Genomic DNA, 23,521 nt, shown 5'->3' with positions numbered 1-23,521 from the left:
AGCCTCGATAGCGGTGTTATGGGAGGGCTGGTTTAGGTTAGAGACCCTCCTTGAAGGCTATGAACTGGCGCTGTCTCTTGCGCATCAACAGTTGTGATCAAGAGACAGCCCGAGGGAGCCTTTTTCGTCTGCCTGCGCTTATTGAGGCAGGGGCAGACCGTTGATGGTGACCACTCCCTTGTCGAGCTTGAGCTCGGCATTGAGGTGCGCCGGCTCCGCCTTCAGATAACCCAGGGCCGTGAACTGGGCCAGCATGGGCGCCAGCTGCGGCACCGCCTTGCCCAGCTGGTCGCCGAGACTGGCATTGAGCAGCCCGGACAGGGCCTGCATCCCCTCCTCGCTTCCCATCAACTGTGCCAGGGTCGTTGGCGCCAGCTTGGCCTCCCCTTTCAGGCTGACGGGCTCGCCGTTGAGCTGGGCGCTGAGATCGGTCAGCTCCAGCGTGGCGCCCCGTTGCAGCATCTTGTCCAGCGCCTCCTGGATAGCCGCCTCGTCCACCCGCTGGCTGCTGGCCTCCTGCAGGGTCTGATAGCCCTCCAGATCCAGCCCCTTGAGCGCCAGATCCAGACTTCCCTGGGTCAGTGCCAGGCTGTCGCTCTCGTTCTCCAGGTTGAGGGTCGCCACCTTCATCTGATAGCGGCTGGAGAGGGTCTGGGCATCGTCCCCCGCCAGCTGGGTGTTGGTGCTGACCCCCTGCAACGAGAGCTTGACGCTCTCCGGCAGTTGCAAGGAGAGGGCGGACAGCGTCATCTCGCTGTTAGGAGAGAGCCAGATGCCGCTGATTTCGGCCATGTCGGCACTGCCCTTGAGATCCGCCAGGGCCAGATCCATCTTGCTCTGCGCATCGTGGACCGTCATGCCCAGCCACTGGAAGACCAGGTGGCCATTGCCATCGAGATCCCCGCGATAATCCCCGCTCAGGGGCAGGAAGCTGAACTCGTTGAGCCCCTCCTTGACCTTGAAGTCGCTGGCCCAGAAACGGGAGCTGTTGCTCATGGTCCAGAGGCTGCTGGCCGACTCCAGGCCAAGCTGCCATTGCTGCATGCCGAGGGCGGTGAAGACGGGAGCCAGGGTCCCTGCCGAGGTGTCGAGCAGCATGTTGCTCTTGATGTAGAGCGGCAGCAGGCGGCTGTTGACGCGCAGCTGCAGCTCGATGGGGTCGCTTCCCGCCATCTGGGGATCGAAACTCGCCAGCGTCTCCTGTGTCACCACCACCTTGAGCACCCCATCACGGGTGAACAGGTTCTCGCTGGTGGGCAACCAGGTGATCTCGACGCCGCTCTCCTGCTTTGCCCTCAGGATCTGCTCCCCGAGGATGCGATCGAAGGCATTGCCCGTGTACCAGCAGGCGCCCAGCCCACCCACCACCAATGCCGCTCCGGCAGCCATGGCCACTGTCTTTTTCATCTGCTCTCTTACTCCTGATTTTTCTATGGCGGGTGCCTAGGCGCACTCTACGGGGAGGATGGGAACACAAGCAAGCCAGATCCCGGCTCATGACCCATTCTCGACTGTCACAGCAAGGGGCTGAACAGGTAGAAGATGTTCTCCAGCAATTTTTTGTACCATGGGCGGGCCCGCCACTGGGTCAGCGACATGGGGGTCGCCTCCAGCATGTAGCCCTGCACCAGCTGATTCATCTCGGCGACAAACACCGGATTGTCGATGAGCAGAGTGATCTCGAAATTGAGCCAGAGGCTGCGTCTGTCGAGATTGACCGTGCCCACCAGGGCGAAGTCGTCGTCCACCAGCACGCTCTTGGTGTGCAGCAGACCGGCATCATAGCGGTAAATTTCGACCCCGGCCGCCAGCAGATCCTCCATGAAGGAGTTGCTGGCGTGGTTGGCCATCAGGGAGTCGTTGCGCGCCGGCAGCACCAGTTGCACCAGCACGCCCCGCGCCGCCGCCGAGGAGAGCGCCGCCGCCAGGGGATCGTCCGGTACGAAATAGGGGGTGGTCAGCACCAGGTGGTGGCGCGCCTGGTAGATGGCCAGCAGCAGGCTCTGCTGGATGCAGTCACCGCCGACGAAGGGGCCGGAGGGAATGAGCTGGGCCCGATAGTTGGTTTGCGGCCAGGCCTCGGGTTCGTGCTGCAGGCTGTCGAGCAGCCGCTCACCGGTCTCCATCTCCCAGTCCCAGACGAAGGTGGACCACATCAGGGGCACCACTGGCCCCTGCACCCGGATCATGATGTCGACCCACTGGCCGACACCGGCATCCTGTTTGAAGAAGCGGGGATCCACCATGTTCATGGAGCCGGTGTAACCGACCCTGTCATCTATCACCACCAGCTTGCGGTGCATGCGCAAGTCCTGGCGCTGGAACGGAATACGCCAGGCCCCGACCGGCAGCACCTCCACCACCTTGACCCCGGCCGAGCGCAGCGTTCTTGGCCAATGGGAGCGGAAAAAGGCCTTGCTGCCGACGGAATCGAGCAACAAGCGACAATCCACGCCGCGCGCCGCCACCTCGACAAGGGCTTCGCACACCGCGTCCACGTCCCCGCCGGGATGCCAGATGTAGAACTCCAGGTAGCAGGACTGGGAGGAGCCGCGGATGTCGCGCACTATCTCCTGAATGATGGTGTCGGGCCTGTGCAGCAGCGTCATCCGGTTACCCGAGAGCATGGGCATGGCCAGCCGCCCCTGGATCAGATCATGGAGCGGGCGCGCCTTGCTGCCCACCTCGCAGCAGTGCTGGGGAAAGAGGCGGGCGAGCTGGCGGATCCAGATGGCGTAAGGGCGGTACATGGCCTGGGCACGTTCGGCCCGCCTGCGGCCGAGCCGTATCTCCCCAAACAGCACATAGAAGCCGACCCCGGCGAAGGGGATGGCATAGATGAGCGCCAGCCAGGCGAGGGAGACGCCGATGGGGCGCCGCTTCATCACCACTCGCAGGGAGATCCCCGCCACTATCACGGTGTGAAACAACAGCAACAGCCAGCCGAGAAAGCGGGAGAACAGCAACTGAATGTCGTATTCCAGACCGTCGAGCAAGACGACTCCTTGGTGTGTTGAACAAAGGGCATGGGCAGATCCCGCAGGGCCACAATGGTATGCTGTGGGACAAACCCATTCTATCAGGTCGTTAGCATGATCCTGCAATCTATGCTGCTGAGTCTGGCCATGCTAGGTCAAGGCTCATATGACATCAATGAGCAACAGATAAACCAGTACCTGCAATCCCAGGTGCAAGTCGACAAACAGCTGGAGTTGCCCGGCATCATCAAGGCCCATGTCCAGCTCGAGCAGAGCGATGTCCAGATAGGTCGCCAGAGTCCGGATACCGCCAGGGTTTTTGGCAAGGGGAAACTGAAGATCTCCCTGCCGGACCAGACCCAGTACGACGCGCTGCTGAACATGACCTATGAGGCAAGGCCGCGCTACGACAAGGCCCAGAGCGCGCTCTTCCTCGACAACATGAAGCTGATTGACTACAAGCTGGAGCCGGCGGCGGCGGAGCAGAAGTTCGGTTTCATGCTGAGAATGCTGCTGCAGAGCATGGAGAAGCGGCTGGAGACCCAGCCCGTCTACAAGCTCGATGACAAGGATCCCAACCAGGCCTGGCTCAAGGAGAATCTGCTGGGGCTGGAGCTGTCACCGGGCAAGATCCACCTGCTGACCAAGCCGAAGGATCAGTTGTAGACAGTGGCCGTCGCCTGACGCACCAGCAGCTCGATCTGGTAACCCTGTTCGCGCTGCTGGTGGTAGAGGGTATGAAGCGGTCCGTCGAGTTCATGCAGGGGAAGGTGGGCAAAGCCCGCCTTGAGGTAGAAGGGTTTCTCGAAGGGCAAGGCGTGGCAGATCACGGGCTTGTCCAGCAGATCGCTGCAGGCATGCTGCAGCAGCCGGGAACCCAGCCCCAATGACTGGTAGTGCGGCAACAGCCGGAAACCGCACAGGTGGTAATAGTCCTGTTCGTCGCGCAGGCGCACGGCCCCCACCAGCCAATGGGCATCACGTACCACGAAGATCCGCTCGGCCAGATCCGGTACATAGTGGGAAAACGTCGTCTCGTAATAGTCCCTGATCAGGGAAAGATCCGCATCACAGTACTCTTCGAATCTGAGCTCCATCGCCCGCCTGCTTCTCATACCCATTTTGCTCTGGCCACCTGGCCCTCTCTTGACCCATCAACCGGCCCCACGAAGAGATCAGACCAGAGTGGAGCAGCAGCAAGATAACACGCCTTTAACTTACAAAAAAGCCAATAGCCAGCTGGCGAGTTGCGGCGCCATCCGCTGCCCCTTGCGAAGCGGGGCCATCCACCTCGGGGGGCTGGTGGCCCCCTCTGCCCGGGCTTTTCTTGCGACTCGCCGCCGGGGCCCTTGTTCTGCCTCGCCCCGGATGCTTTACTCAACGTGGCTAACAAGGCTTAAGGAGCAAGCCGTTGAAAGCATGGATGTTGCTGGGAGCCATTTCGCTGTTCCCCCTCAGTGCCTGGAGTCAGACGCCGCCACCGGCCGAGGTGGTAGTCCTGACATCCGAGTCGATCCCGTCACCCAAGGTGGCAGAGCCCGCACCGCCCCCCGCCGCGCGCCAGATCCAGGTCTACAAGTCGGTGCAAAAGAACGGTGTGGTGCGCTATTCCGACATGATGCCGGAGCAGGGTCATTACGAGCTGCTGCTGTTCAATGACTGCTACGCCTGCGATCCCGCCTCCAGGGTCAACTGGCGCACCACAGGTCTCTTCCTCTACGACTATGCCAGCACCATCACGGCGGCGGCCAAGACCTATCAGGTGGAGCCCGCCCTCATCCGGGCGCTGATCCACGCCGAATCCGCCTTCAACCCGCTGGCCGTCTCCCGCAAGGGGGCCATGGGGCTGACCCAGCTGATGCCGGCAACCGCCCGCGAGCTCGGGGTCGGCAATGCCCTGCTGGCCGAGCAGAATATCTTCGGCGGGGTGAAATACCTGGCGGGCCTGCTCAAGCAGTATGACGGCAACGTCGCCCTGGCCACGGCCGCCTACAACGCCGGGGCCGGTGCGGTGCAAAAACACGGTGGCATACCGCCCTACGCAGAGACTCGCGCCTATGTGGAGCGGGTCAAGCTGCTGCACCAGCGCTATAAAGAGATGCTGAGCGCACGGGGCCTATAAGCCCCTCATCCTCTTCCTTAGAAAAAGATAAAACCGGGGTCACCCCGGTTTTGCTGCCCGCCAGAAACAAAAAAACACGCCCTCAGGCGTGTCGATACCACACGTAGTTCAGTGACAGCTCACTCTTTGGTGGCGATCACACGATAGGCCAATGCCCCCAGAATGGCACCGACGATGGGAGCGACCCAGAACAGCCAGAGCTGGCTGACGGCCCCGTCACCCACAAAGAGTGCCACACCCGTGCTGCGAGCCGGGTTCACCGAGGTATTGGTCACCGGAATGCTGATGAGGTGGATAAGGGTCAGGCACAGACCGATGGCGATGGGGGCAAAGCCAGCCGGTGCACGGCTGTCGGTGGCACCCATGATGACGAACAGGAAGAAGCCGGTCATCACCACTTCACACACCAGTGCCGCCAGCAGGCTGTAGCCGCCCGGTGAGTGCTCACCATAACCGTTGGAGGCAAAGCCGGCGCTCACGTCAAACCCGGCCTGGCCGCTGGCGATCACATAGAGCACACCACCCGCCGCAATCCCGCCAAGGACTTGAGCCACGATGTAAGGCACGACGCCCGATGCAGGGAAACGGCCACCGGCCCACAGACCCAGGGTCACGGCCGGGTTCAGGTGACAGCCAGAGATGTGACCTATGGCAAAGGCCATGGTCAGCACGGTCAGACCGAACGCCAGGGAAACCCCGAGCAGGCCTATCCCCACATTCGGGAAAGCGGCAGCCAGCACGGCACTGCCACAGCCCCCCAGCACCAGCCAGAAGGTGCCCATAAATTCAGCTGCAAATGGTTTCACTCTCATATCTCCCGATGATGACTAGAACAGGAGCCAGGAAAAGGCTCATACGGACACTGCTATTCAACAGGCGCCATATTATGGGAGTGTGGTGGAGTAAGACGAAGCCGGCTTTATTTACGCAAAATGTGTGATGTGCGTCACAAGTTGTTGATTCGGCGGGAGCTTCCGCACCTGCGTCGCCCCCACTTCTCATCAGAGTCCCCCCTGACCGTGCGACAGCTTGTGACCCAATCAGCGCTTTTGAGAACAGCACGCCTGGCAACAGGGTGGTGCCAGGCGCTATGGGCGTCCTCCCAGAGCCCGTCAGGGATCAGCGGTAACGGCCACGCACCGAGCCGGTGGCACGTCCCGCCATCTTGATGAGGCTCTGGCGGGTGTGGAAGTGACAGAGCGCCACCCCGAGGGCATCCGCCGCATCCGCCTGGGGGGTAGCAGAGAGCTTGAGCAGATGGGTCACCATGTGCTGTACCTGCTCCTTGGCCGCCCCGCCCGTGCCCACCACCGCCTGCTTGATCTGGGTCGCCGAGTATTCGCTCACCGGCAGCAGGGCGTTGACCGCCGCCACTATGGCGCTGCCCCGCGCCTGACCCAGCTTCAGCGCCGAGTCCGCATTGCGGGCCATGAAGACCCGTTCGATGGCAAAGTCATCGGGCTTGAACTGGGTGATGATCTCGCTCACCCCGTCATACACCTGCTTGAGGCGAGACGGCAGCTCGCCCAGGTCGGTGCGAATGCAACCCGAGCCCAGATACTCCGCCTTGCCCGCGACGATGCGGATGACGCCGTATCCGGTGATCCGCGAACCGGGGTCTATGCCCAGAATAATGCTCATGAAGGGATCACCCTGTCCGCCGCGACCGGGCGCTCATCACAGGCCCGTGGAAAACCCGGCGCCATTTGCGAAACGTTGCTCATCACACTCTGTTGCTCTGCAGGTCTTTCATGGGCGCCAAGATAGCAAACAAGCGCCCCCTTGGCTCGCACGGCGGCGCCCTCCCCTGTCAACCGCGCAGGGATGCGTCATCTTGTACAGTAGTCTGGTTGTTTTCTCACCCCTGCACTCCATCGGCGGCCCGTGGGAAGGGCGAGCCGGGCTCACTCCCCCGCCAGCTCAACCAGTCGCTCCGCCAGACGGTGGCTGTGCAGATAGCTCTCGACAAGCGCCCCATCTGCCTTGCCCGTTTCAATTTGCTGATACCAGTGGGCCAGCATGGCGACAAAACCCCGGCTCGCCAGCACCGGCTGCCAATCGTCGGGGGCCAGGGTCTGCACCACCTTGCCTTTGGCCAGGGTGCCCCGGGTGCAGTTCTCGATATGCAGGGAGAGGTTGTCCCCATAGGCATCGATGCGCTCCTCGGTGAGACCGGCGCTGCGGTTCATGCTGCCGCTCACGGCGCAGTCGCCGCTCTGCCAGGCGACGCTCACCCCGACCAGCAGCCCGGGCTGCTGACTGCTGCGCCTCATTACCGCATGCAGCTCCCCGCCTGGCATGCCGCCATAGCAGCAGAGGCTGTCGAGCACATGGATAAAGTCGTCGAACAGGAACTGGCGCGGCAGCCCCGGCAGGGCATGCCTGTGTTTCTGCCAGTGGAGTTCGGTGAGCGGCTGGCCGCGGGCCGCGCTCATGGCGGGCAGATAACGGCGGTTGAAGCCCACAAAGAGCGGGCAATCCTGCGCCATGGCCAGGTTGGCGAGCGCCTCCACCTCGGCGTAGCTAAAGCAGAGCGGCTTGTCGACAAAGGTGGGGATGCCGGCGCGCAGGCACTGCTCTGCCAGTTTGCCATGCACGGCGGTGGCGGCGTGGATCATCACGGCGTCCGGGCGGCTCCCGAGCAGCGCATCCACCTCGGTAAAGCACTCGGCGATCCGGTACTGGCGGGCCAGCTTGTTCAGCACAGACGGGCTACGGGTGCAGAGCATCGGGGTGATCCGCTCGTCACTCGCGAGCAGCGGCAGATAGGCCTTCTGGGCGATATCACCGAGGCCAATCAAGGCAATGCGCATGGGAACTCCTTGTCATGAGTGCGATGGCACAGGGTAACATCCGGCCTTTCTATAGAGAGCTTTCTATTCGAGCTCTTTCCCCAATCCCTTGGCCTGCTCTCTGGCATCCAGCCATTTGCCCACTCTGGCCCCCAGCTCGGAGCAGAGCATGGCGCTGACCACAGCCCAGAGCAGCTGGTTGAAATCAAAGCTCGCCTGCTTCTCAAACAGCAGGGGCACCATGAGGTTGAAGGCAATGATCCCGAGCACCAGCCCGAGCCCGCTGCCAATCTTCTCTCTTCTGGATCTGACCTTAACCGCCATCTATCTCTCCCAATGCAGATAAGCCTGCCGACGTGTTCGTGAAGGATTAACAAGAGAGGCAAGCATCCGGCCGCTCTCATTATCGATATTATTTAGCAGCACAAGATAGCAACGCCGCCACCGCCAAACAGCCCCTCTCGATAATTAATTCACCAACTGCGATCAATGCCGTGTTTTATCCTGTTGATGCGTATTTTTTCGCCAACGCATCGCGATAATAACGCCAGATGCCATCTCCTGTTCTCCCTCTTGCCGTGCCGCGACCCAATAGGACACAACGGCAGATCTCCCCCTCAGAGGCAGCCTGACAGCCACTCGCCGCCTTTATTACCGAGAAAGAAACAACTTGGCAACATAATTTAAAAAACGATGTTTTTCTGATGCTTGCATCACTTTTGCACTCGCTTGATCAGCCTCGTTTGGCTTATCATTGCCACTCGATACCTATTGAACGGCATGGGCGATGGCCTCTGCTGACAAATAGGGCAAACAGGAAGCCGTTATTTACGAGAATGAGCGCGTTGTGGGCTGATATTCAAAAACTCACCACTAATGCCTTTCATGTCAATAATCGTCGATTATTTTACCGCGTATTGAGAGATCACTTTCTCTGCGCATTTTTTGCATGCCTGAATCTCGGCATTAAATAAGAATGGCAAGGAATAGCTATGGATAAATCGTTTCGTCTTGCGCCCCTCAGCTGTGTATTGATTGCTGCCGTTGGCTGCAGCTCTCAGCAGATGCAGAGTTTCAAATCGACGGTCAATGACATCGGCAAAGATTATGGTATGCCCGTGCTCTGCGGCGCAGGCATGATCGCAGGTGGGGCTGCGGGTTACGCTCTTAACGGGGAAAAAGGGGCCGTCGCAGGGCTGGCCATCGGCGGCGTGCTGGGCTGCGCGGCAGGCTATGTGTGGCAGTCCCGGCTGCAAGAGCTTGACCGTATCGCGAAGGAAGAGAATCTCAAGATCACCACAGAACAGCTGACCCTTGCCGAACCTGCGGTGGCGACCAATGTGCCCCAGAATGCGGGGCTGGTTGCCCAGATACCCGATTCGGGCATGTTCGCCATTGGTTCTGATCAGCTGACGGAAAGCGGTCAACGGGTGGTGACCAAACTGGCTCAGGTGTATGCCACCCCCCCTGCAGCCACTCAAGCCGAGGCATCCGCTGAGCGTCAAGAGCGCCGCATTCTCCTGGTAGGTCATAGCGATGCGACCGGCCCTGCAGAATTCAACCTGAAACTGTCCGAGCAACGGGCCAGGGCTGTCGGCAAGGTCCTGGTAAAAGCGGGGATCCCGGCCAGCTCCATCTATTACCAAGGAGCGGGCTCTTCGCGCCCCATCGCAGACAACAGTGACCCCTTGCTGCGCGGTCAGAATCGCCGGGTCGAGATCGTTGAACTCGCCAACGAGCAGGCCCTGGTGATGCGGGCTCAGTCCGAAGAGGGCAACACCCGATATCTGCGTTATGGCGCTTCCGATGCGGCCAAGCCCCGTGTGGCTGCGGCCAAACCCGCCGCCCAGTCCGCAAGCAGTGCAAGCAAGGTGGCGGCCAGGTCGCAAGCCACTCCTCAAGCCACAGCCAAACAGAGCGCACCTGACACCAGCACGGCCAAGGCCGTACCCAACGCCAAGGCAGCGGTGGATTTCGGCGGCAAGCCTGCCGGTACCTACCAGTGGAACATGGCCCAGAACATCAAGCCCAAGGCGAGCGGCTTTGCACTGATCAGCAGCGCCTACGCGAGCGACATGCCGATGTCGAGCTGTGAGGCGGATAAGCCGCGCAGTGCGGGCCAGGTGCTGAGCATGGCAGACGACAAGCCGCTCCCACGCCATGCCACCAAGGAGTACATGCCCGGCTACAACAACCGCGTCTGGGCCAATACCGTCAACGGCCACCTGGTGACAGTCTCTCCGGTTTCCATCCTGCGGGATAACGCCAAGGTCGATCGCCAGCCGATCCTGCAAGTTGTTCAGGGCTACCAATCCTCAAGCAAGAAGAAGGCCCAAACCCTCAAGGCGGTGGCCAACACCTACGAGGGCGAGAGTGAAGTGCTTTACCGCGTCTTCACCAGCGATCCCAAGGCGCCCGTCTCCTGCATGGATCTCGTGTTCAGTAAAGGTAACGCCAAGGTAAGCCAGGGCGCCCTGTTCTATCCGGCAGGTTCCGAGGCTTATGTGGCTTCCTACATGCCCATTCCCGCCACCCATTCCAAATAAGAAAACGGAGAAACTTAGTGGAAGACTTTTCTTTGGCAGCGCTCAAAGCGCTGATCCTCGCCAACCAGATGCTGACCGTTGGCATTGTTTCATTCCTCATCAGCGCCGTTGTGGTGTGGCGACATTGGGAGAATGTCTCCTACTTCCTGATCCGGGTATGGCATAGCCTGCCTCTGATCGGCACTGTGGCTCGCCTCGCGCGCAAGCCCGCCTCGGTCGATGGTGATGGCTGGATCAACCATGAAGTGACCCTGTCGAATGTGTATTACCGCGAATACAAGAAGCATATAAAGGGAACGGATGCCTACAACGCCTCCCTCGACTACCTGGCCAAGGCCGGAGAGGCAGGTCGCTCCCCGCGCCCGGCATGGGTGCTTGCCCTGGTGCTGGTACTGGTGCTGGTCGAGGCAATGGGGTTTGCCTACGTGCTCGCAGGCTGGATGAACATGGACGCGTCAACCAATGACCGTCACCTGCTGGCAGCCGCGACGGCACTGCTGCTCGCCGTCGCATCCGCCTTCCTGGCCGAAGTGGCCGGGCACTCCCTGCATCACAACAGCCTGATCGCCCGCGCCCGCCACTGGTGGCAAGGGGAAGAGCCTTCCAAGCGCTCTCGTACCCTCAAGGCAAACAAGGCCATCAATCTGGAAGACTCCTTCTCGGACTCTGACAAGCCTGACTATGAACAGCTGCTGGCGCGTCTGAAAGATGTGAACTCGGGGGTGACCCGCAAGTTTGTCTGGCTGATTGTCTGTGCTTCGTTTGTTGCCTGCATGGCTGTGGGTGCCTTCGTGGTGCGTTCAGCCACCCTCGACAGCATAGAGACCGAGATGGTGAACAACATGCGTGCAGAAACAACGTCACAGAGTGACAGCAGCATGGCGTCGCCCTTCGATCTGCCGGAGGAGTCCCAGGCCATCAACAGCGAGGCGGAAGAGGCCACCATAGACGACAAGATGCAGGCCATCCGTGAGGCCAGCCTGACCACCTACGTCATGCTGTCGCTCATCTACATCGCCATCCAGGGGATCAGCATCTGGCTTGCCAGCAAATACCACTTTGCCGGTACTCACTCGCAGACTGCCTGGCGTCTGACGCACGAATACGCGACCGCCGAGGAGATGCTGGACGCCATGGACCAGCAGCGCACCGCCATTGCCAGTCATGCCGATGACAAGCTCCGCCGCTTGCAGACCCTGTTGTCGAGCCGTGACCATACCAACTCAGGTGTGCTGGGTGCGCTGGAAGGGGAAAAATCCGCCCATCGTAACTTCCTGGCCTTTATCGAGTACAAGGCGGGCGCGGTACCACCCAAGCCTGCCCCTCAGGCGGCGCCTCAGGCAACACAGACTGCGCAAGCCGAGCCGGCGCCTGCCGTGCAACCGGCAGTTGCTCAGGCAGAGGCGGCGCGCCCGTCCACCTCAGATGCCCCCGGCCAGGCCGGCACTGTCGTCAAGGCCGCCGATTTCCATGATGTCACTGGCCTGCCCGAAGAGAGCCTGGCTGCGGCCAGTCGGGCACTGGGGGTGGACGAAGCGCAGTTGCGCGATATCCGTGAACAGCAGATGGCCCTCAAGACTCTGGGTCTCTTCCCCACCAAGCAGAGTGCCTAACCGTGAAGATCACCCAGGTATTACTACTGGCGTTGACGCTGCCTTGCGCAGCCTTGGCCGCCGACCGTAACGACATACAGAGCTGCTATGAGCGCAATGGCCTGACCGACATCAAGCCCTCGGGCACGGGCCGCGAGCTGGTGGTCATCATCGACCAGACCATTCCGATGCCCGACGATCTGCAACGCAGCAGCTGGGGGCAGATCGAACGTTTCGTGCAGGCCGGGGATCGTGTCAAGCTCTATACCTTCTCCGCCTTCCTGCCAGGCGAATACCTTCGCCTGGCCTACGCGGGGCAACTGGATATGCCGCTGAACGGAGAGATCCGGGACGATGTCAGCATGCGCAAATTGCGCAGTCTGGACACCTGCCTGGCAACACAGACCAAAGTCTTTCGTAACGGCTTTGGCAAACAGTTCGTGAAAGCGCTGCGTGACGCCCGCCAGGACATCCCCAAGAGCGAGATAATGAACTCGCTGCGAAAGGTGGGCGAGGATATGAAGGCCGAGCAAGGCGTCAACGATCGGGTCGTGTTCCTTATTTCGGACATGCTGGAACACTCCGATTACACCAGCTTCTATGCCACCAACAAGATCAAGCAGCTCAATGTCGGTGACGAGCTCAAACAGGCCAAGAGCAAGGGACTGTTTGCCGATCTGCAAGGGGCTCGTGTCTATGTCACGGGGGCCGGACTGGTGACCGACGCGGTGAAACACGCCTATCGTTCCGGCAAGACCATGGATGCACTCGGTGACTTCTGGTCACAGTACTTCGAGCACTCCCATGCCAGCCTGGTGAACTTCGGTGCCCCCAGCCTGAGCACGGATTTGCAATAAGAGTGATATTCAAGGTGAGCCTCGCGGCTCCCATCCTATGACACAAGGGCGACCAACTGGTCGCCCTTGTTATTTCCATCGCTGCCCAATCTGGGATATCGGCGTGCCAGCCGCCTGGTATCAGGGTTGATGATGTGAGCAAGAGGTGGGTGTCCTAGATTTCTTTCTCTGGCACTAAACCGAGATCATTTCATACACAATACATCCTGACTCACCGTCCTACGACCCGGCAACTTCACCATGTGATGTGTCGCCTCGATCACAATCCAAGCCTGTTCAAGAAAAATAGGCTTGGTGGAACTTTCCATTATTGTTCCTTGAGTATATTGTTGCTCGAGGACAAAAAGGGATCCAAAGGAAATTCTGTAAGATGTATTCAGTATCAGAAGTCGCCTGGTTGAATTTTAATGTAAAATAGTTTTTATAGCTGCTATTAGGACATTTTAGAGTTATATGAAACGCTTTATCATCAGATTACTATTATCTTCCATACAATCACTGTTATAGCTTAGGAGTCAATCTTGAACAAAGTTATTTACGTCAAAGCCAAGTTTAAGCCAATTGGAGAAGAAGTAACCGTAAAAGTATCTACCGGAGAAATAACGAAAGGCTTTTTTGGCGGAGAGAAAGAGGTAACAGTTAAAAAGAAAGAATGGCAACAAACTGGCTGGTCAGATCACGAAATAGATGGTGAATGTCTTTCCAATGACATTAGTACAGCAGTAGAAAAATTAAACCGCGAAGGTTATGAGGTGATTGCCATACAGCCCATAACATCAGGGGCATATAATTATAAGGTAGGCAAATTCAGTGCTCACATGAATACCGCAGACACTTGTTATAGTTATGGTTATGGGTATAGCTATACCGAAGGTGTAACCATTATTGCGAAGAAGATATCTTCAGTAGCAGTATAGCAACTGCTTCTAAATGCTCGCACCGCTAGTACCAGAAAGGTGGATGTCCCAGTTTTTGTAATCGTTAGATTTCTCTGGAAGTAAGATATGGAATTCAAGATTGACTTAAGAAAAACACCATTGATGTTATTTAGCAAAAACCTTGTGAGAATAAAATCAATCCAGATTATTCAGAAAGATCTTGAAAAAATGGATATAAACAAGAAAGGATACAAGATTTGGTTTTTAAACCAAACATACCATTTACACCTAGTAGCGTATTGGCAAGTTTATATACAAGATCAACTAGAATGGATATTTGGAGCGCTGACAGAGGAAGAAAACAGTAATAAACTTGTAGTAACACTACTTAAAAGTAACCTATCGGAATCCATTAGAGCTTTTTCAACGCCAAACAAAGACAACATAAAACAAATATTCAAAAAGAATATAGGAATTCCAAATGTTACTGAATCTTGGGCTAGATGCGGAAGAAATGAGCACGAGGTTAACAATATGCTAAAGAACATTCTAGCAACAAGGAATGATATCGCCCATGCAGCGCATTCGTCAGCAGAACTAGATTTTGACATTAATTACAATAATATGATTTTTTTATATAATCTAGCCTACGCAACCTCATTTTCTTGTGAGGAATACTTAGCTGATATAAGAGGTGTTGAGTTTCGAAAGGAGTTTCAATTGCCTCATGATGCAATCTAACGAGTCAATCAACTATGCGCCAGTTGTACAGATCTCGTTATCACCTGACACCGGCCTCAAGCCGGTGTCTTGTTTACGCTACTTTAGTGCGCACTTCCTTCGGTATCAATTTCAGACCCTTCTTGAACATGCTGTAGGGAGTCTGTCCCTCCATCATCCTGCCCTGATGTGGCCGCTGGTTGTTGTAGTGTTCCAGATAGCTGTCCAGGTCTGTCTGCATCTGCTCCACCGACTCATACCAAGTTGTTCGCCCTTTGATACCAAAAAGATGGATGTCCCAGATTTCGGCAGCACCTGCTTAAACGCTTTGATGACGCAGTTCAAAAAACGATAACTTTCTGATGGTTGTATCACTTCTGATGCTCGCATAAGCAGTTTCGTTTGGCTTACCATGGCCATCCAGAACCTGTTGAACCGCGATGGATTGCTGCCCATATTGGCCAAAGGAGCATATTGGAAGCTGTCATCCACGGGCGGTAGCGTGGGATTTGGTGGTGATATACCTCATACAGAAAAGGTGGGTGTCCCAGAATCCTCTTTTTAAAAGGATCGGAAAGTATGTTGAAAGTCGACTTTTTTGACAAGAAAGTCAGAGATGAGTTTTTTAAATATGCATCAGGTATCAATGCTGGTATTGCTGCAATTGTTTTGTTTTGGGAAATACCAAAAGAATGCAAGAGCCTTGCAGGTTTTACCTGGGTTGTTATTTTAATTTTTATTTATTTTTTCATATGGTATAGAGCTAACAAGCTCAAGTCTATTGATCTATCTGTCGACGGTAGTACCGTAACAATTAAGACAGGGGATATTTTTTCTGAACGTGGCCTTAAGGCAATCGCCTTTAATGAATACTTCGACACTCAAGTAGATGACATAATTATTGCTCATCGTAGCCTTAATGGGATTTTCATCACAAGGAAAATGTCTTGCTCAGTGATGGATCTTGATAAGCATATAGCACAGTACGCCTTTGCAAGAGAGGATGTTGCTGATGTTAATCATAGTCGATTGTTAGGGAAGAAACAAAAATACGAATTGGGAACGATTTGTGTTTGGGATGATTATTTGTTGACGGCATTCTCGAAATTTAATGAACATAATGAAGCCCGTTTAACAATGCCTGAGTATCTTAGTTTTTTAATTAATTTTTGGGATCGAGTCAATCGTGTCTATGCACAACAAAGCGTTTCGGTCCCAATTTTTGGCTCTGGTATAACTAGAATAAAAGAACATAAAAATATTAACGATGAAGATTTGTTGAAAATTATGCTCTGGACGTTCAGGATTAGTGAAATGCGTTTTACACACCCTGCTAAATTAACTATTGTTGTTCATAAAGACAAAGTTGATAGAATAAATTTATTTGATCTTCAATCAGCAAGAAATGGATTGTGAACTTTCCTTGGGTGAGCAAAGGAGTGATGAGTAATGGTTTATCGTACAAAAACATACCTCGCAGGTGAATGGGATGGAGATCAGGATGCGATCCAGAGATTACATTTGTGGAATAATAGTAAAAACTGGAGTCTATCTTTCACCGATGCACACGATCTAACACAAGCTAGAGATAATAGTTTAAATTGCACAATAAAAAAATCTCTCGCCACTCGATTAAATGCCTCAAAGACATTTGTGTTAATTGTGGGGAATAACACAAAATATGTTATAAGTGGCAGTTGTCAATATTGTAGTAGTTACAATAGTTGGACAAGTCATTGTGCTAAGGCGTATACAGTAGATCTCCGTAGTTATATTGACTATGAATGCGACAAAGCAATTAAAGATGGGCTTAAAATTATAGTGCTTTACAATGCAGCATCTGTAAATAAGTCTAAATGTCCTGAATCACTAAGGGATGTTGGGACACATGTTCCTATGTGTTATTACAGAGATGGACAATTCTTCTGGGATTATGAAGCCGTAAAAGCAGCTTTTAATGGATGATATTGACGTGGTATATCTGTCTAAATTTTACAGTTCTAGTTATCGCCTGACATAGGTCTAAAATCTATGCCATATTTCTCGAATTAATTATAAAAAATAAAAAATAAAAAATAAAAAGGCGACCATCCGGTCGCTTTTTTATTTCTATCACTTTCCAAATCAGCAAATATCACCGAGCCGGTCGCTTGGCACTATTGCCTTTAGCCGCAGGCTTGCCGCCTTGAACGGCGGGTTTGGCACCCGGCTTGGCGGAGCCAGCACGGGTCGGGGCCTTGCCCTTATGGGCGGGTTTGCCAGCCGGTTTGCCTTGAGCTGCCCCTTGAGCGGCGGGTTTGCCGTTGCCAGCCCCTTTGCTGAGCTGGGAGCCGACCGGCTTGCCATTGCCCGCCTTGCCGCCCTTGCTGGCGGCAGGGGTGTCGCTGCGAGCCTTGCCTTGGGAGGCGGCGACCCCTTGCACGCCTGCACCCTTACCGCCAGTGGCCTTGTTGCCAGCCCCATTGCTGCGCTGATGGGTGATGGCGCTGTGGCGGGTCAGGGCAGGCTTGAGGCCTTTGCTCCGGCTGCGCTCGGCCTTGGCTTCGCCGCGCCCTTCCGGTGGCACCAGGCAGTTGGGGCCGTTGCCGATAAGGTGGCCCTTGCCCATTTCCAGCAGGGCTTCGCGGATCATGGGCCAGCCGGCCGGATCGTGGTAGCGCAGCAGCGCCTTGTGCAGGCGGCGGCGACGCTCCCCTTTCACCACGAACACATCCCCACCCTGGCGGCTCACCTTGTTGAGGGGGTTTTTCTCGGTGTAATACATGGTGGTGGCGTTGGCGAGCGGCGACGGGTAGAAGTTCTGCACCTGATCCAGCTTGAAGCTGTTGGTCTTGACCCAGAGCGCCATGTTCACCATGTCTTCATCCGTGGTGCCCGGGTGGGCCGAGATAAAGTAGGGGATCAGGTACTGCTGCTTGCCCGCCTCTTTGGAATACTTGTCGAACAGCTCCTTGAAGCTGTAGTAGCTGCCCATGCCCGGCTTCATCATCTTGGAGAGCGGGCCCTCCTCGGTGTGTTCAGGGGCGATCTTCAGGTAGCCGCCGACGTGGTACTTGGCCAGCTCCTTGATGTAGCGCGGATCTTCCACCGCTATGTCGTAGCGCACGCCGGAGGCGATCAGGATTTTCTTGATGCCCTTCACATCCCGCGCCTTGCGATAGAGATCTATGGTGGGGGTATGGTCGGTGTCCATGTGCGGGCATATGGTCGGCCAGACGCAGGAGGCGCGGCGACAGGTCTGCTCGGCCTTGGGGCTCTTGCAACGCAGCTTGTACATGTTGGCGGTGGGGCCGCCGAGATCCGAGATGACGCCGGTGAAGCCCGGCACCTTGTCGCGGATCTCTTCGATCTCTTTGATGATCGACTCTTCCGAGCGGCTCTGGATGATGCGCCCCTCGTGCTCCGTGATGGAGCAGAAGGAGCAGCCGCCGAAGCAGCCACGCATGATGTTGACCGAGGTCTTGATCATCTCGTAGGCCGGGATCTTCTCCTTGCCATAGGCCGGGTGCGGCACCCGCTGATAAGGCAGGCCGAACACGCCGTCCATCTCGTCGGTTTCCAGCGGGAAGGCAGGCGGGTTGACCCAGATGATGCGATCGCCGTGGGCCTGGGAGAGCGCGCGGGCACAGCCCGGGTTGGTCTCGTGGTGCAGGATGCGGGACGCATGGGCGTAGAGCACCTTGTCTTCCTTCACCCGCTCGAATGCCGGCAGCTTGACGTAGGTCTTCTCCCAGGGTTTCTGCTTCGGCGGCTGCACCAGTATGGGTTTGGCCTCCTGCTCCACCGGCGCCGTGCCTTCGTCATCCGAGCAGGGCGCCCCTTCCATATAGGGATTCATGATGGGATCGATGCGGCCAATCTGATCCAGCTTGCTGGAATCCACCCCGCGCCAGCCCGGCAGCGGCTCCTTGCGGATCACGGCGGTGCCGCGAATGTCCTGCATGGTCTCTATGGTCTCGCCGTTGGCGATGCGGTGCGCCACTTCGATGAGCGGCCGCTCGGCGTTGCCATAGATGAGGATGTCGGCCTTGGCGTCCAGCAGGATGGAGCGGCGTATGGTCTCGGACCAGTAATCGTAGTGGGCGATACGGCGCAGCGATGCCTCTATGCCGCCGATGACCACGGGGACCTCCTTGAAGGCCTCCTTGCAGCGCTGGGTGTAGACCAGAGTGGCTCTGTCCGGCCGCTTGCCGCCCACATCCCCAGGGGTGTAGGCGTCGTCGTGGCGCAGCTTCTTGTCGGAGGTGTAGCGGTTGATCATGGAGTCCATGTTGCCCGCGGTCACCCCGTAGAAGAGGTTCGGCTTGCCCAGGCGCATAAAGTCATCCTTGGATGACCAGTCCGGCTGGGCGATGATGCCGACCCGAAAGCCCTGGGACTCCAGCATGCGGCCTATGACCGCCATGCCGAAGCTCGGGTGATCCACATAGGCGTCACCGGTCACCAGGACGATGTCACAGCTGTCCCAGCCGAGCTTGTCCATCTCCGCTCTGGACATGGGCAGGAAAGGCGCCGTGCCGTAGCACTCGGCCCAGTAGCGGGGATAGGAGAAAAGGTGGGTAACCGGCTGCATTTTGAACACCTGGAACAATTCGGGTCGCGCATTATACCGGCAGAGCAAGGCGGGGGCGATGGCTTTTTGCCCCCATAAACCCAGAGGGATAAGGCACTGCCGCCGATGAAGCGAGGCGCACCGCCGCCACGGCGGCAGGCAGCGCCGACAGCGGGCCGACAAAGAGGGCGCCCGCAGGCGCCCTTCTCAATCCAACGGCTTCAGCCTGGCCGCTCAGGCCGCCGGCTTGTCCCGGCTCTCAGGGGCGGCCTCTACGTCCGGGGCTGTTCCCGCAGCCAGCGCCTCGTCCACCAGCTGATCCCGCGCCCCCGTCATTCCCGCCCGTCTGGCGATCAGGTGATAGATGGCCGGCACTATCAGCAGAGTGACCAGGGTCGCCAAGGAGAGCCCGAAGAAGACCACGGTTCCCACAGCCATCCGGCTCTCATACCCCGCCCCCATGGAGACCATCAGCGGCACGGCGCCTATGATGGCGGTGAGGGAGGTCATCAGGATGGGCCGCAGACGGCGCACCGAGGCGGCTATGATGGCCTCCTCGAAGGATTCCCCCCGCTGGCGCAGCTGGTTGATGAACTCCACTATGAGGATGCCGTTCTTGGTCACCATGCCGATCAGCATGATCATCCCTATCTGGCTGTAGATGCTGAGCTCCTGTCCCGTCAGCCAGAGGCCGAGCAGGCCGCCGAAGATGCCGAGCGGCACTGTCACCATCACCACGGTCGGGGTCAGCAGGCTCTCGAACTGGGCCACCAGCACCAGATAGACCACCAGCAGGGCGAGGCCGAACACCATCACCATCTCCCCCTGATTGTCGCGATAATCCTTGGACTCACCGGCGTAATCCACCGTCATGCCGCTCGGCAGATGCTCCCCTGCCCAGCCATCGAGGAAGTCGAGCGCCTCCCCCAGGGTGTGTCCTGGGGCCACGTCCGCGGTGAGGGCTATGGCCTTCTGGCGCTGGTAGTGGTTGAGCCGCTGCGGGCTCGCCACCTGGGTGACGGTGGCCAGGGTGGAGAGGCTCACCATCTCGCCATTGGCGGCCTTGAGATAGATGCGGCTGACATCCGAGATGCCGTTGAACTGGGTCTGGTTGGCCCTCAGGTAGACGTCATACTCCTCCCCCCTGTCCACATAGGTGGTCTGGCTGACGCCGCCGAGCAGGGCCTGAAGCGAGCTCGCCACGGTGGAGACAGGAATGCCGAGCTGGCTGGCCCGCTCCCGCTCTATGGTCACCTGCAGCTCAGGGGTCTTCTCGGCGTAGTCGAGATCCGGGGTCAGCATCAGCCCGCTCTGGCCGGCGGCCTGTTGCAGCGCCAGCCCCTGCTGATAGAGCTCCCCATAGTCGGAGCCCTGCAGCACGAACTGCACGGCGGCGGTGGAGCCCCCCCTGAATCCGGGCTGGAAGGTGCGGATCATCACATCCGGAATGCCGGCCAGCCGCCCGCTCAAGCTGCGGCCAAACTCGGTGGCGGTCTCGTCCCGCACCGCCCAGTCGGTGAGCTGGATGATGACCATGCCGGTCTGATCGCCGCCGCGCCCGAAGGCCGGAGTGCTGAAACTCATGGCCTGCACCACCCCCTTGCCGAGCAGCGGCATGATGGCGGCCTCCACCTGCTGCATGTTGCGCTTCATCCGCTCTATGCTGGTGCCCTCGGCCCCTTTCACGAACACATAGATGACTCCCCGATCTTCGGTGGGGGTCAGGCTCGCGGGCAGCTTGCCAAACAGGGCGCCGATGCCGCCGAGGCAGAGCAGCAGCACCAGCGGCATCCAGACGGATCGGCGCAGCACGGCGCCCAGCAACCGGCGATAGAGTACCTCCACCCGGCCGAGCCCCCGGTCCAGCGCCGCCGTCATGGCATTGGGCTTGTCGACGGTGCGCATCAGCCAGGAGCCCATGGCCGGGGTCAGGGTGAGCGCCACCAGGGAGGAGAAGAGCACCGCGAGCGATAGCAGGATCGCAAACTCGGTAAAGAGCCGCCCCACCATGCCCTCCATGAAGGCGATGGGCACGAACACCATCACCAGCACGGCCGTGGTGGCCACCACGGCAAAGCCCACCTCCCGAGTGCCGTGCCAGGCCGCCATCAGGGGGGATTCCCCTCGCTGCAGATGGTGGTGGATGTTCTCCACCACCACGATTGCGTCGTCCACCACCAGGCCGATGGCGAGAATGAGCGCCAGCAGGGTGATGAGGTTGATGGAGAAACCGAGATACCAGGCGCCGATGAAGGCCGAAATGAGCGACACCGGCACCGTGATGGCAGGAATGAGGGTGGTGCGCCCCTGCCCGAGGAAGAGGTAGAGCACGGCCACCACCAGCACTGCGCTGATGGCCAGCGTCTCGTACACCTCGTCGATGGCCTGCTTGATGAAGACGGTGGAGTCGTAGTCCACCTCCAGGGTGGCGCCTTCCGGCAGGAAGCGCTGCATCTCTGTCATCTTGCGCTCTATGCCCTGGGCCACCGCCAGGGGGTTGGCGGTGGATTGCGCGACTATGCCAATGCCTAAGCTCTCGCGGCCGTTGCGCTGATAGGCGCTGTCTTCATTCTTGGCCCCCACCTCCACGTCGGCGATGTCCGCCAGGTAGATGCTCTGGCCATTGACGGCCGTCTTCACCGGCAGGGCGCGAAAATCCTCGGCGCTGTGGTAGAGGCGGGCGATCTGCACCGCCATCGTCATGCTGTTGTTGCGGATCTCCCCCCCTGGCAGCTCTATGTTCTCCCGCTTGAGGGCATCCTGCACGTCGGCCACCGAGATGCCGCGGGCCGCCATCTCGGCGGGGCGCAGCCGCACATACATGACTTGGGCAAGATCACCGGAGAGCATCACTTCGCTCACCCCGTCCACCAGGCTCAGGGTGTCGACCAGCATGCGGTTGACGTAGTCTGTCATGGCGGTGCGGTCCATCTGGGTGCTGCTGAAGTTGAGCCAGATGGCCACGTCGCCGTTGCCGTTGTCCTTGGTGACCATGGGCTCGTCCGCCTCGTCCGGGAGCCTGGGTCTGGCACGGGAGATGGCGTCACGCACATCCGAGGTGCCCTCCAGCATGTTCCAGCCGAGCTTGAACTCCACCGTGATGGAGGAGCGCCCCTTGCGGGTCACCGAGTTGATGTTCTTGATGCCGCTGATGCCGGAGAGCTGATCCTCGATGGGCTTGGTGACCTGGCTCTCCATCACCTCGGGGGCGGCCCCCTCATAGGTGGTGGTGATGGAGACGGACGGCGTCTGGACGTCCGGCATCTCCCGCACCGTCAATTTGCTGAAAGCCACCAGGCCGAATACGGTGAGCAAGGCACTGATGACCACCGCCACCAGGGGGCGACGAACAGATATATCGGAGAGCCACATCAGCCTTTCACCTCGGTCAGATCACGGACCAGGACGCCGTCACGCAGGTTGACCAGCCCCTCCACCGCGATGCGATCGCCGACGTTCAGCCCCTTGAGCACCCACACTTCCTCGCCATGGGTGTCGCCCAGCTCCACCGGAATGCGTTTCACCCGGCCGTCCGCCTCCAGGCGGTAGACGAAGCGAAGCTCCCCCGCATACTCCACCGATTGGGCCGGGATCAGGGTCATCTTCTGGGCAGGCAGTTCGAGCTCCACGTTCATCAGCATGCCGGGCCGCAGCTGGCCGTCCGGGTTGGGAAGTATGACCCGCGCCTTGATGTTCTGGGTATCGTTGGAAACGCGGCTGTCCAGGGTCTCCAATACGCCGGCGAAGGATTGATCCGGCCAGGCCGAGCTGGTGGCGGTCACCGTCATGCCGGGTTTGAGGAGGGAGAGGTAGCGCTCCGGCACCGCCAGATCGAGCCGCAATCTGGCCAGCTCGTCCAGGTGAAGCAGCACGTCACCGCTGTTGACCAGGGCCCCTTCGCTGAGATCGATCAGGCTGACGGTGCCGTCGAAGGGGGCCGCCAGGGTGCGTAACGACAGCTCATAGCGCGCCGCGTCGACCCTGGCCTGGGCCTGGGCCACGGTCGCCTCCTGCCCTTCCAGCTCGGAGGTGGTGATGGCACCGCGCGCCACCAGGCGGCGCATGTCCCGCAGCTTGCGGCTCTCGTCGCGTACGCTGGCGCTCTGCTCGGCGAGTTCGGCCTGCTGCTTGCCCGCATCCAGGGCGATCAGGGTCTGCCCCTGCTTGACCTGCTGACCGGAGCGCACCGCAATCCTGACGATGCGACCCGTGACCTCGGGACTGACCACCACGGAGCGATTGGCCGCCAGCTTGCTGACCAGCTTGATGGAGGGCTCGGCCAGGCTCTGCCTGACCGTTTCCGCCCTGATGTTGACCTGTCTGGGCTCGGGTTTGCTGGCGGGTTCAGCCTGCCGGAGAGACCAGGCGCCAGCCCCCAGCAGCAGGAGAAGAGGAACAAGCCACAGCCATACGCGCATTTTCATCAGACAATCCATGCAAGGTAAGAGAGAAGGAGAAGAGGAAACTTCATCAATGATGACACC

Annotated in this window: 19 protein-coding genes and 1 pseudogene; 9 read left to right on the top strand and 11 right to left on the bottom strand. The window is 58.4% G+C overall.

Features of this window, described 5'->3' with window-relative positions; genetic code table 11:
- Positions 1 to 138 precede the first annotated feature (138 nt).
- Positions 139 to 1,407 (bottom strand): DUF945 family protein, encoded by a 1,269-nt coding sequence (locus ACB030_RS14615; protein ID WP_371160754.1) that lies wholly within the window; start codon positions 1,405 to 1,407, stop codon positions 139 to 141.
- Between the two features lie 107 nt (positions 1,408 to 1,514).
- Positions 1,515 to 2,996, bottom strand: a complete 1,482-nt coding sequence (gene cls / locus ACB030_RS14610) for a cardiolipin synthase (protein ID WP_371160752.1) — start codon at positions 2,994 to 2,996, stop codon at positions 1,515 to 1,517.
- A 96-nt stretch (positions 2,997 to 3,092) separates the two neighbouring features.
- On the opposite strand from cls, the gene ACB030_RS14605 reads away from it, so the two are divergent.
- Positions 3,093 to 3,644 carry a DUF1439 domain-containing protein gene (locus ACB030_RS14605; RefSeq protein WP_162520035.1) on the top strand — a complete coding sequence of 184 codons (552 nt, stop codon included), beginning with the start codon at positions 3,093 to 3,095 and terminating at the stop codon, positions 3,642 to 3,644.
- On the opposite strand, the gene ACB030_RS14600 is transcribed toward ACB030_RS14605, so the two are convergent.
- A complete protein-coding gene (locus tag ACB030_RS14600; protein WP_289976245.1) occupies positions 3,635 to 4,075 on the bottom strand; it encodes a GNAT family N-acetyltransferase in 441 nt (146 codons plus the stop codon). The genes ACB030_RS14605 and ACB030_RS14600 overlap by 10 nt on opposite strands.
- 326 nt (positions 4,076 to 4,401) lie before the next feature.
- On the opposite strand from ACB030_RS14600, the gene ACB030_RS14595 reads away from it, so the two are divergent.
- Positions 4,402 to 5,100, top strand: a complete 699-nt coding sequence (locus ACB030_RS14595; RefSeq protein ID WP_371160760.1) for a lytic transglycosylase domain-containing protein — start codon at positions 4,402 to 4,404, stop codon at positions 5,098 to 5,100.
- Positions 5,101 to 5,219: 119 nt separating this feature from the next.
- Here ACB030_RS14595 and aqpZ read toward each other — a convergent pair whose 3' ends face one another.
- The 4 genes from aqpZ to ACB030_RS14575 all read right to left on the bottom strand — a co-directional run bounded on the left by aqpZ (position 5,220) and on the right by ACB030_RS14575 (position 8,216).
- The gene (gene aqpZ, locus ACB030_RS14590) at positions 5,220 to 5,906 is read right to left on the bottom strand and encodes an aquaporin Z (protein ID WP_371160749.1); all 687 of its coding nucleotides are present in this window, start codon (positions 5,904 to 5,906) and stop codon (positions 5,220 to 5,222) included.
- Positions 5,907 to 6,219: 313 nt separating this feature from the next.
- Positions 6,220 to 6,741 carry a crossover junction endodeoxyribonuclease RuvC gene (gene ruvC / locus ACB030_RS14585; protein WP_025327806.1) on the bottom strand — a complete coding sequence of 174 codons (522 nt, stop codon included), beginning with the start codon at positions 6,739 to 6,741 and terminating at the stop codon, positions 6,220 to 6,222.
- Between the two features lie 263 nt (positions 6,742 to 7,004).
- On the bottom strand, positions 7,005 to 7,913 hold the full coding sequence (locus ACB030_RS14580) for a Gfo/Idh/MocA family protein (RefSeq protein WP_371160747.1): 909 nt from the start codon (positions 7,911 to 7,913) through the stop codon (positions 7,005 to 7,007).
- Positions 7,914 to 7,976: 63 nt separating this feature from the next.
- Complete coding sequence (locus tag ACB030_RS14575) at positions 7,977 to 8,216, bottom strand: hypothetical protein (protein ID WP_371160745.1); 240 nt, start codon at positions 8,214 to 8,216, stop codon at positions 7,977 to 7,979.
- A 668-nt stretch (positions 8,217 to 8,884) separates the two neighbouring features.
- Between ACB030_RS14575 and ACB030_RS14570 the strand changes: the two genes are divergently transcribed.
- The 5 genes from ACB030_RS14570 to ACB030_RS14550 all read left to right on the top strand — a co-directional run bounded on the left by ACB030_RS14570 (position 8,885) and on the right by ACB030_RS14550 (position 14,506).
- Complete coding sequence (locus ACB030_RS14570) at positions 8,885 to 10,438, top strand: OmpA family protein (protein ID WP_371160743.1); 1,554 nt, start codon at positions 8,885 to 8,887, stop codon at positions 10,436 to 10,438.
- A gap of 32 nt (positions 10,439 to 10,470) precedes the next feature.
- On the top strand, positions 10,471 to 12,051 hold the full coding sequence (locus ACB030_RS14565; RefSeq protein WP_371160741.1) for a hypothetical protein: 1,581 nt from the start codon (positions 10,471 to 10,473) through the stop codon (positions 12,049 to 12,051).
- A gap of 2 nt (positions 12,052 to 12,053) precedes the next feature.
- Complete coding sequence (locus ACB030_RS14560; RefSeq protein WP_371160739.1) at positions 12,054 to 12,887, top strand: hypothetical protein; 834 nt, start codon at positions 12,054 to 12,056, stop codon at positions 12,885 to 12,887.
- Between the two features lie 521 nt (positions 12,888 to 13,408).
- Entirely contained in the window at positions 13,409 to 13,804 is a 396-nt protein-coding gene (locus ACB030_RS14555; protein WP_371160737.1) for a hypothetical protein, read from the top strand.
- Between the two features lie 87 nt (positions 13,805 to 13,891).
- Positions 13,892 to 14,506 (top strand): hypothetical protein, encoded by a 615-nt coding sequence (locus ACB030_RS14550; RefSeq protein ID WP_371160735.1) that lies wholly within the window; start codon positions 13,892 to 13,894, stop codon positions 14,504 to 14,506.
- A 73-nt stretch (positions 14,507 to 14,579) separates the two neighbouring features.
- Here the strand turns inward: ACB030_RS14550 and ACB030_RS14545 are convergent.
- Positions 14,580 to 14,771: pseudogene (locus ACB030_RS14545) on the bottom strand (integrase core domain-containing protein); the annotation flags it as partial.
- Positions 14,772 to 15,064: 293 nt separating this feature from the next.
- Here ACB030_RS14545 and ACB030_RS14540 point away from each other — a divergent pair.
- Complete coding sequence (locus ACB030_RS14540) at positions 15,065 to 15,901, top strand: macro domain-containing protein (protein ID WP_371160733.1); 837 nt, start codon at positions 15,065 to 15,067, stop codon at positions 15,899 to 15,901.
- Positions 15,902 to 15,934: 33 nt separating this feature from the next.
- The gene (locus ACB030_RS14535) at positions 15,935 to 16,450 is read left to right on the top strand and encodes a TIR domain-containing protein (protein ID WP_371160731.1); all 516 of its coding nucleotides are present in this window, start codon (positions 15,935 to 15,937) and stop codon (positions 16,448 to 16,450) included.
- Positions 16,451 to 16,619: 169 nt separating this feature from the next.
- Here the strand turns inward: ACB030_RS14535 and ACB030_RS14530 are convergent, their stop codons facing one another.
- From ACB030_RS14530 to ACB030_RS14520, 3 genes are all read right to left on the bottom strand, one after another.
- A complete protein-coding gene (locus ACB030_RS14530) occupies positions 16,620 to 19,058 on the bottom strand; it encodes a YgiQ family radical SAM protein (protein WP_371160729.1) in 2,439 nt (812 codons plus the stop codon).
- 213 nt (positions 19,059 to 19,271) lie between these two features.
- A complete protein-coding gene (locus ACB030_RS14525; RefSeq protein WP_371160727.1) occupies positions 19,272 to 22,409 on the bottom strand; it encodes an efflux RND transporter permease subunit in 3,138 nt (1,045 codons plus the stop codon).
- Positions 22,409 to 23,461: an efflux RND transporter periplasmic adaptor subunit gene (locus tag ACB030_RS14520; RefSeq protein WP_371160725.1), complete on the bottom strand. Its 1,053-nt coding sequence runs from the start codon at positions 23,459 to 23,461 to the stop codon at positions 22,409 to 22,411. The genes ACB030_RS14525 and ACB030_RS14520 overlap by 1 nt, the downstream gene beginning before the upstream one ends.
- Positions 23,462 to 23,521: the final 60 nt, after the last annotated feature.

Origin of the sequence: Aeromonas sp. S16(2024), from assembly GCF_041403065.1 — a bacterium.
In the GTDB taxonomy this organism is placed as follows: domain Bacteria; phylum Pseudomonadota; class Gammaproteobacteria; order Enterobacterales; family Aeromonadaceae; genus Aeromonas.
Note: the sequence above shows the minus strand (reverse complement) of the source record. Positions and strands in the feature narration are given on the sequence as shown.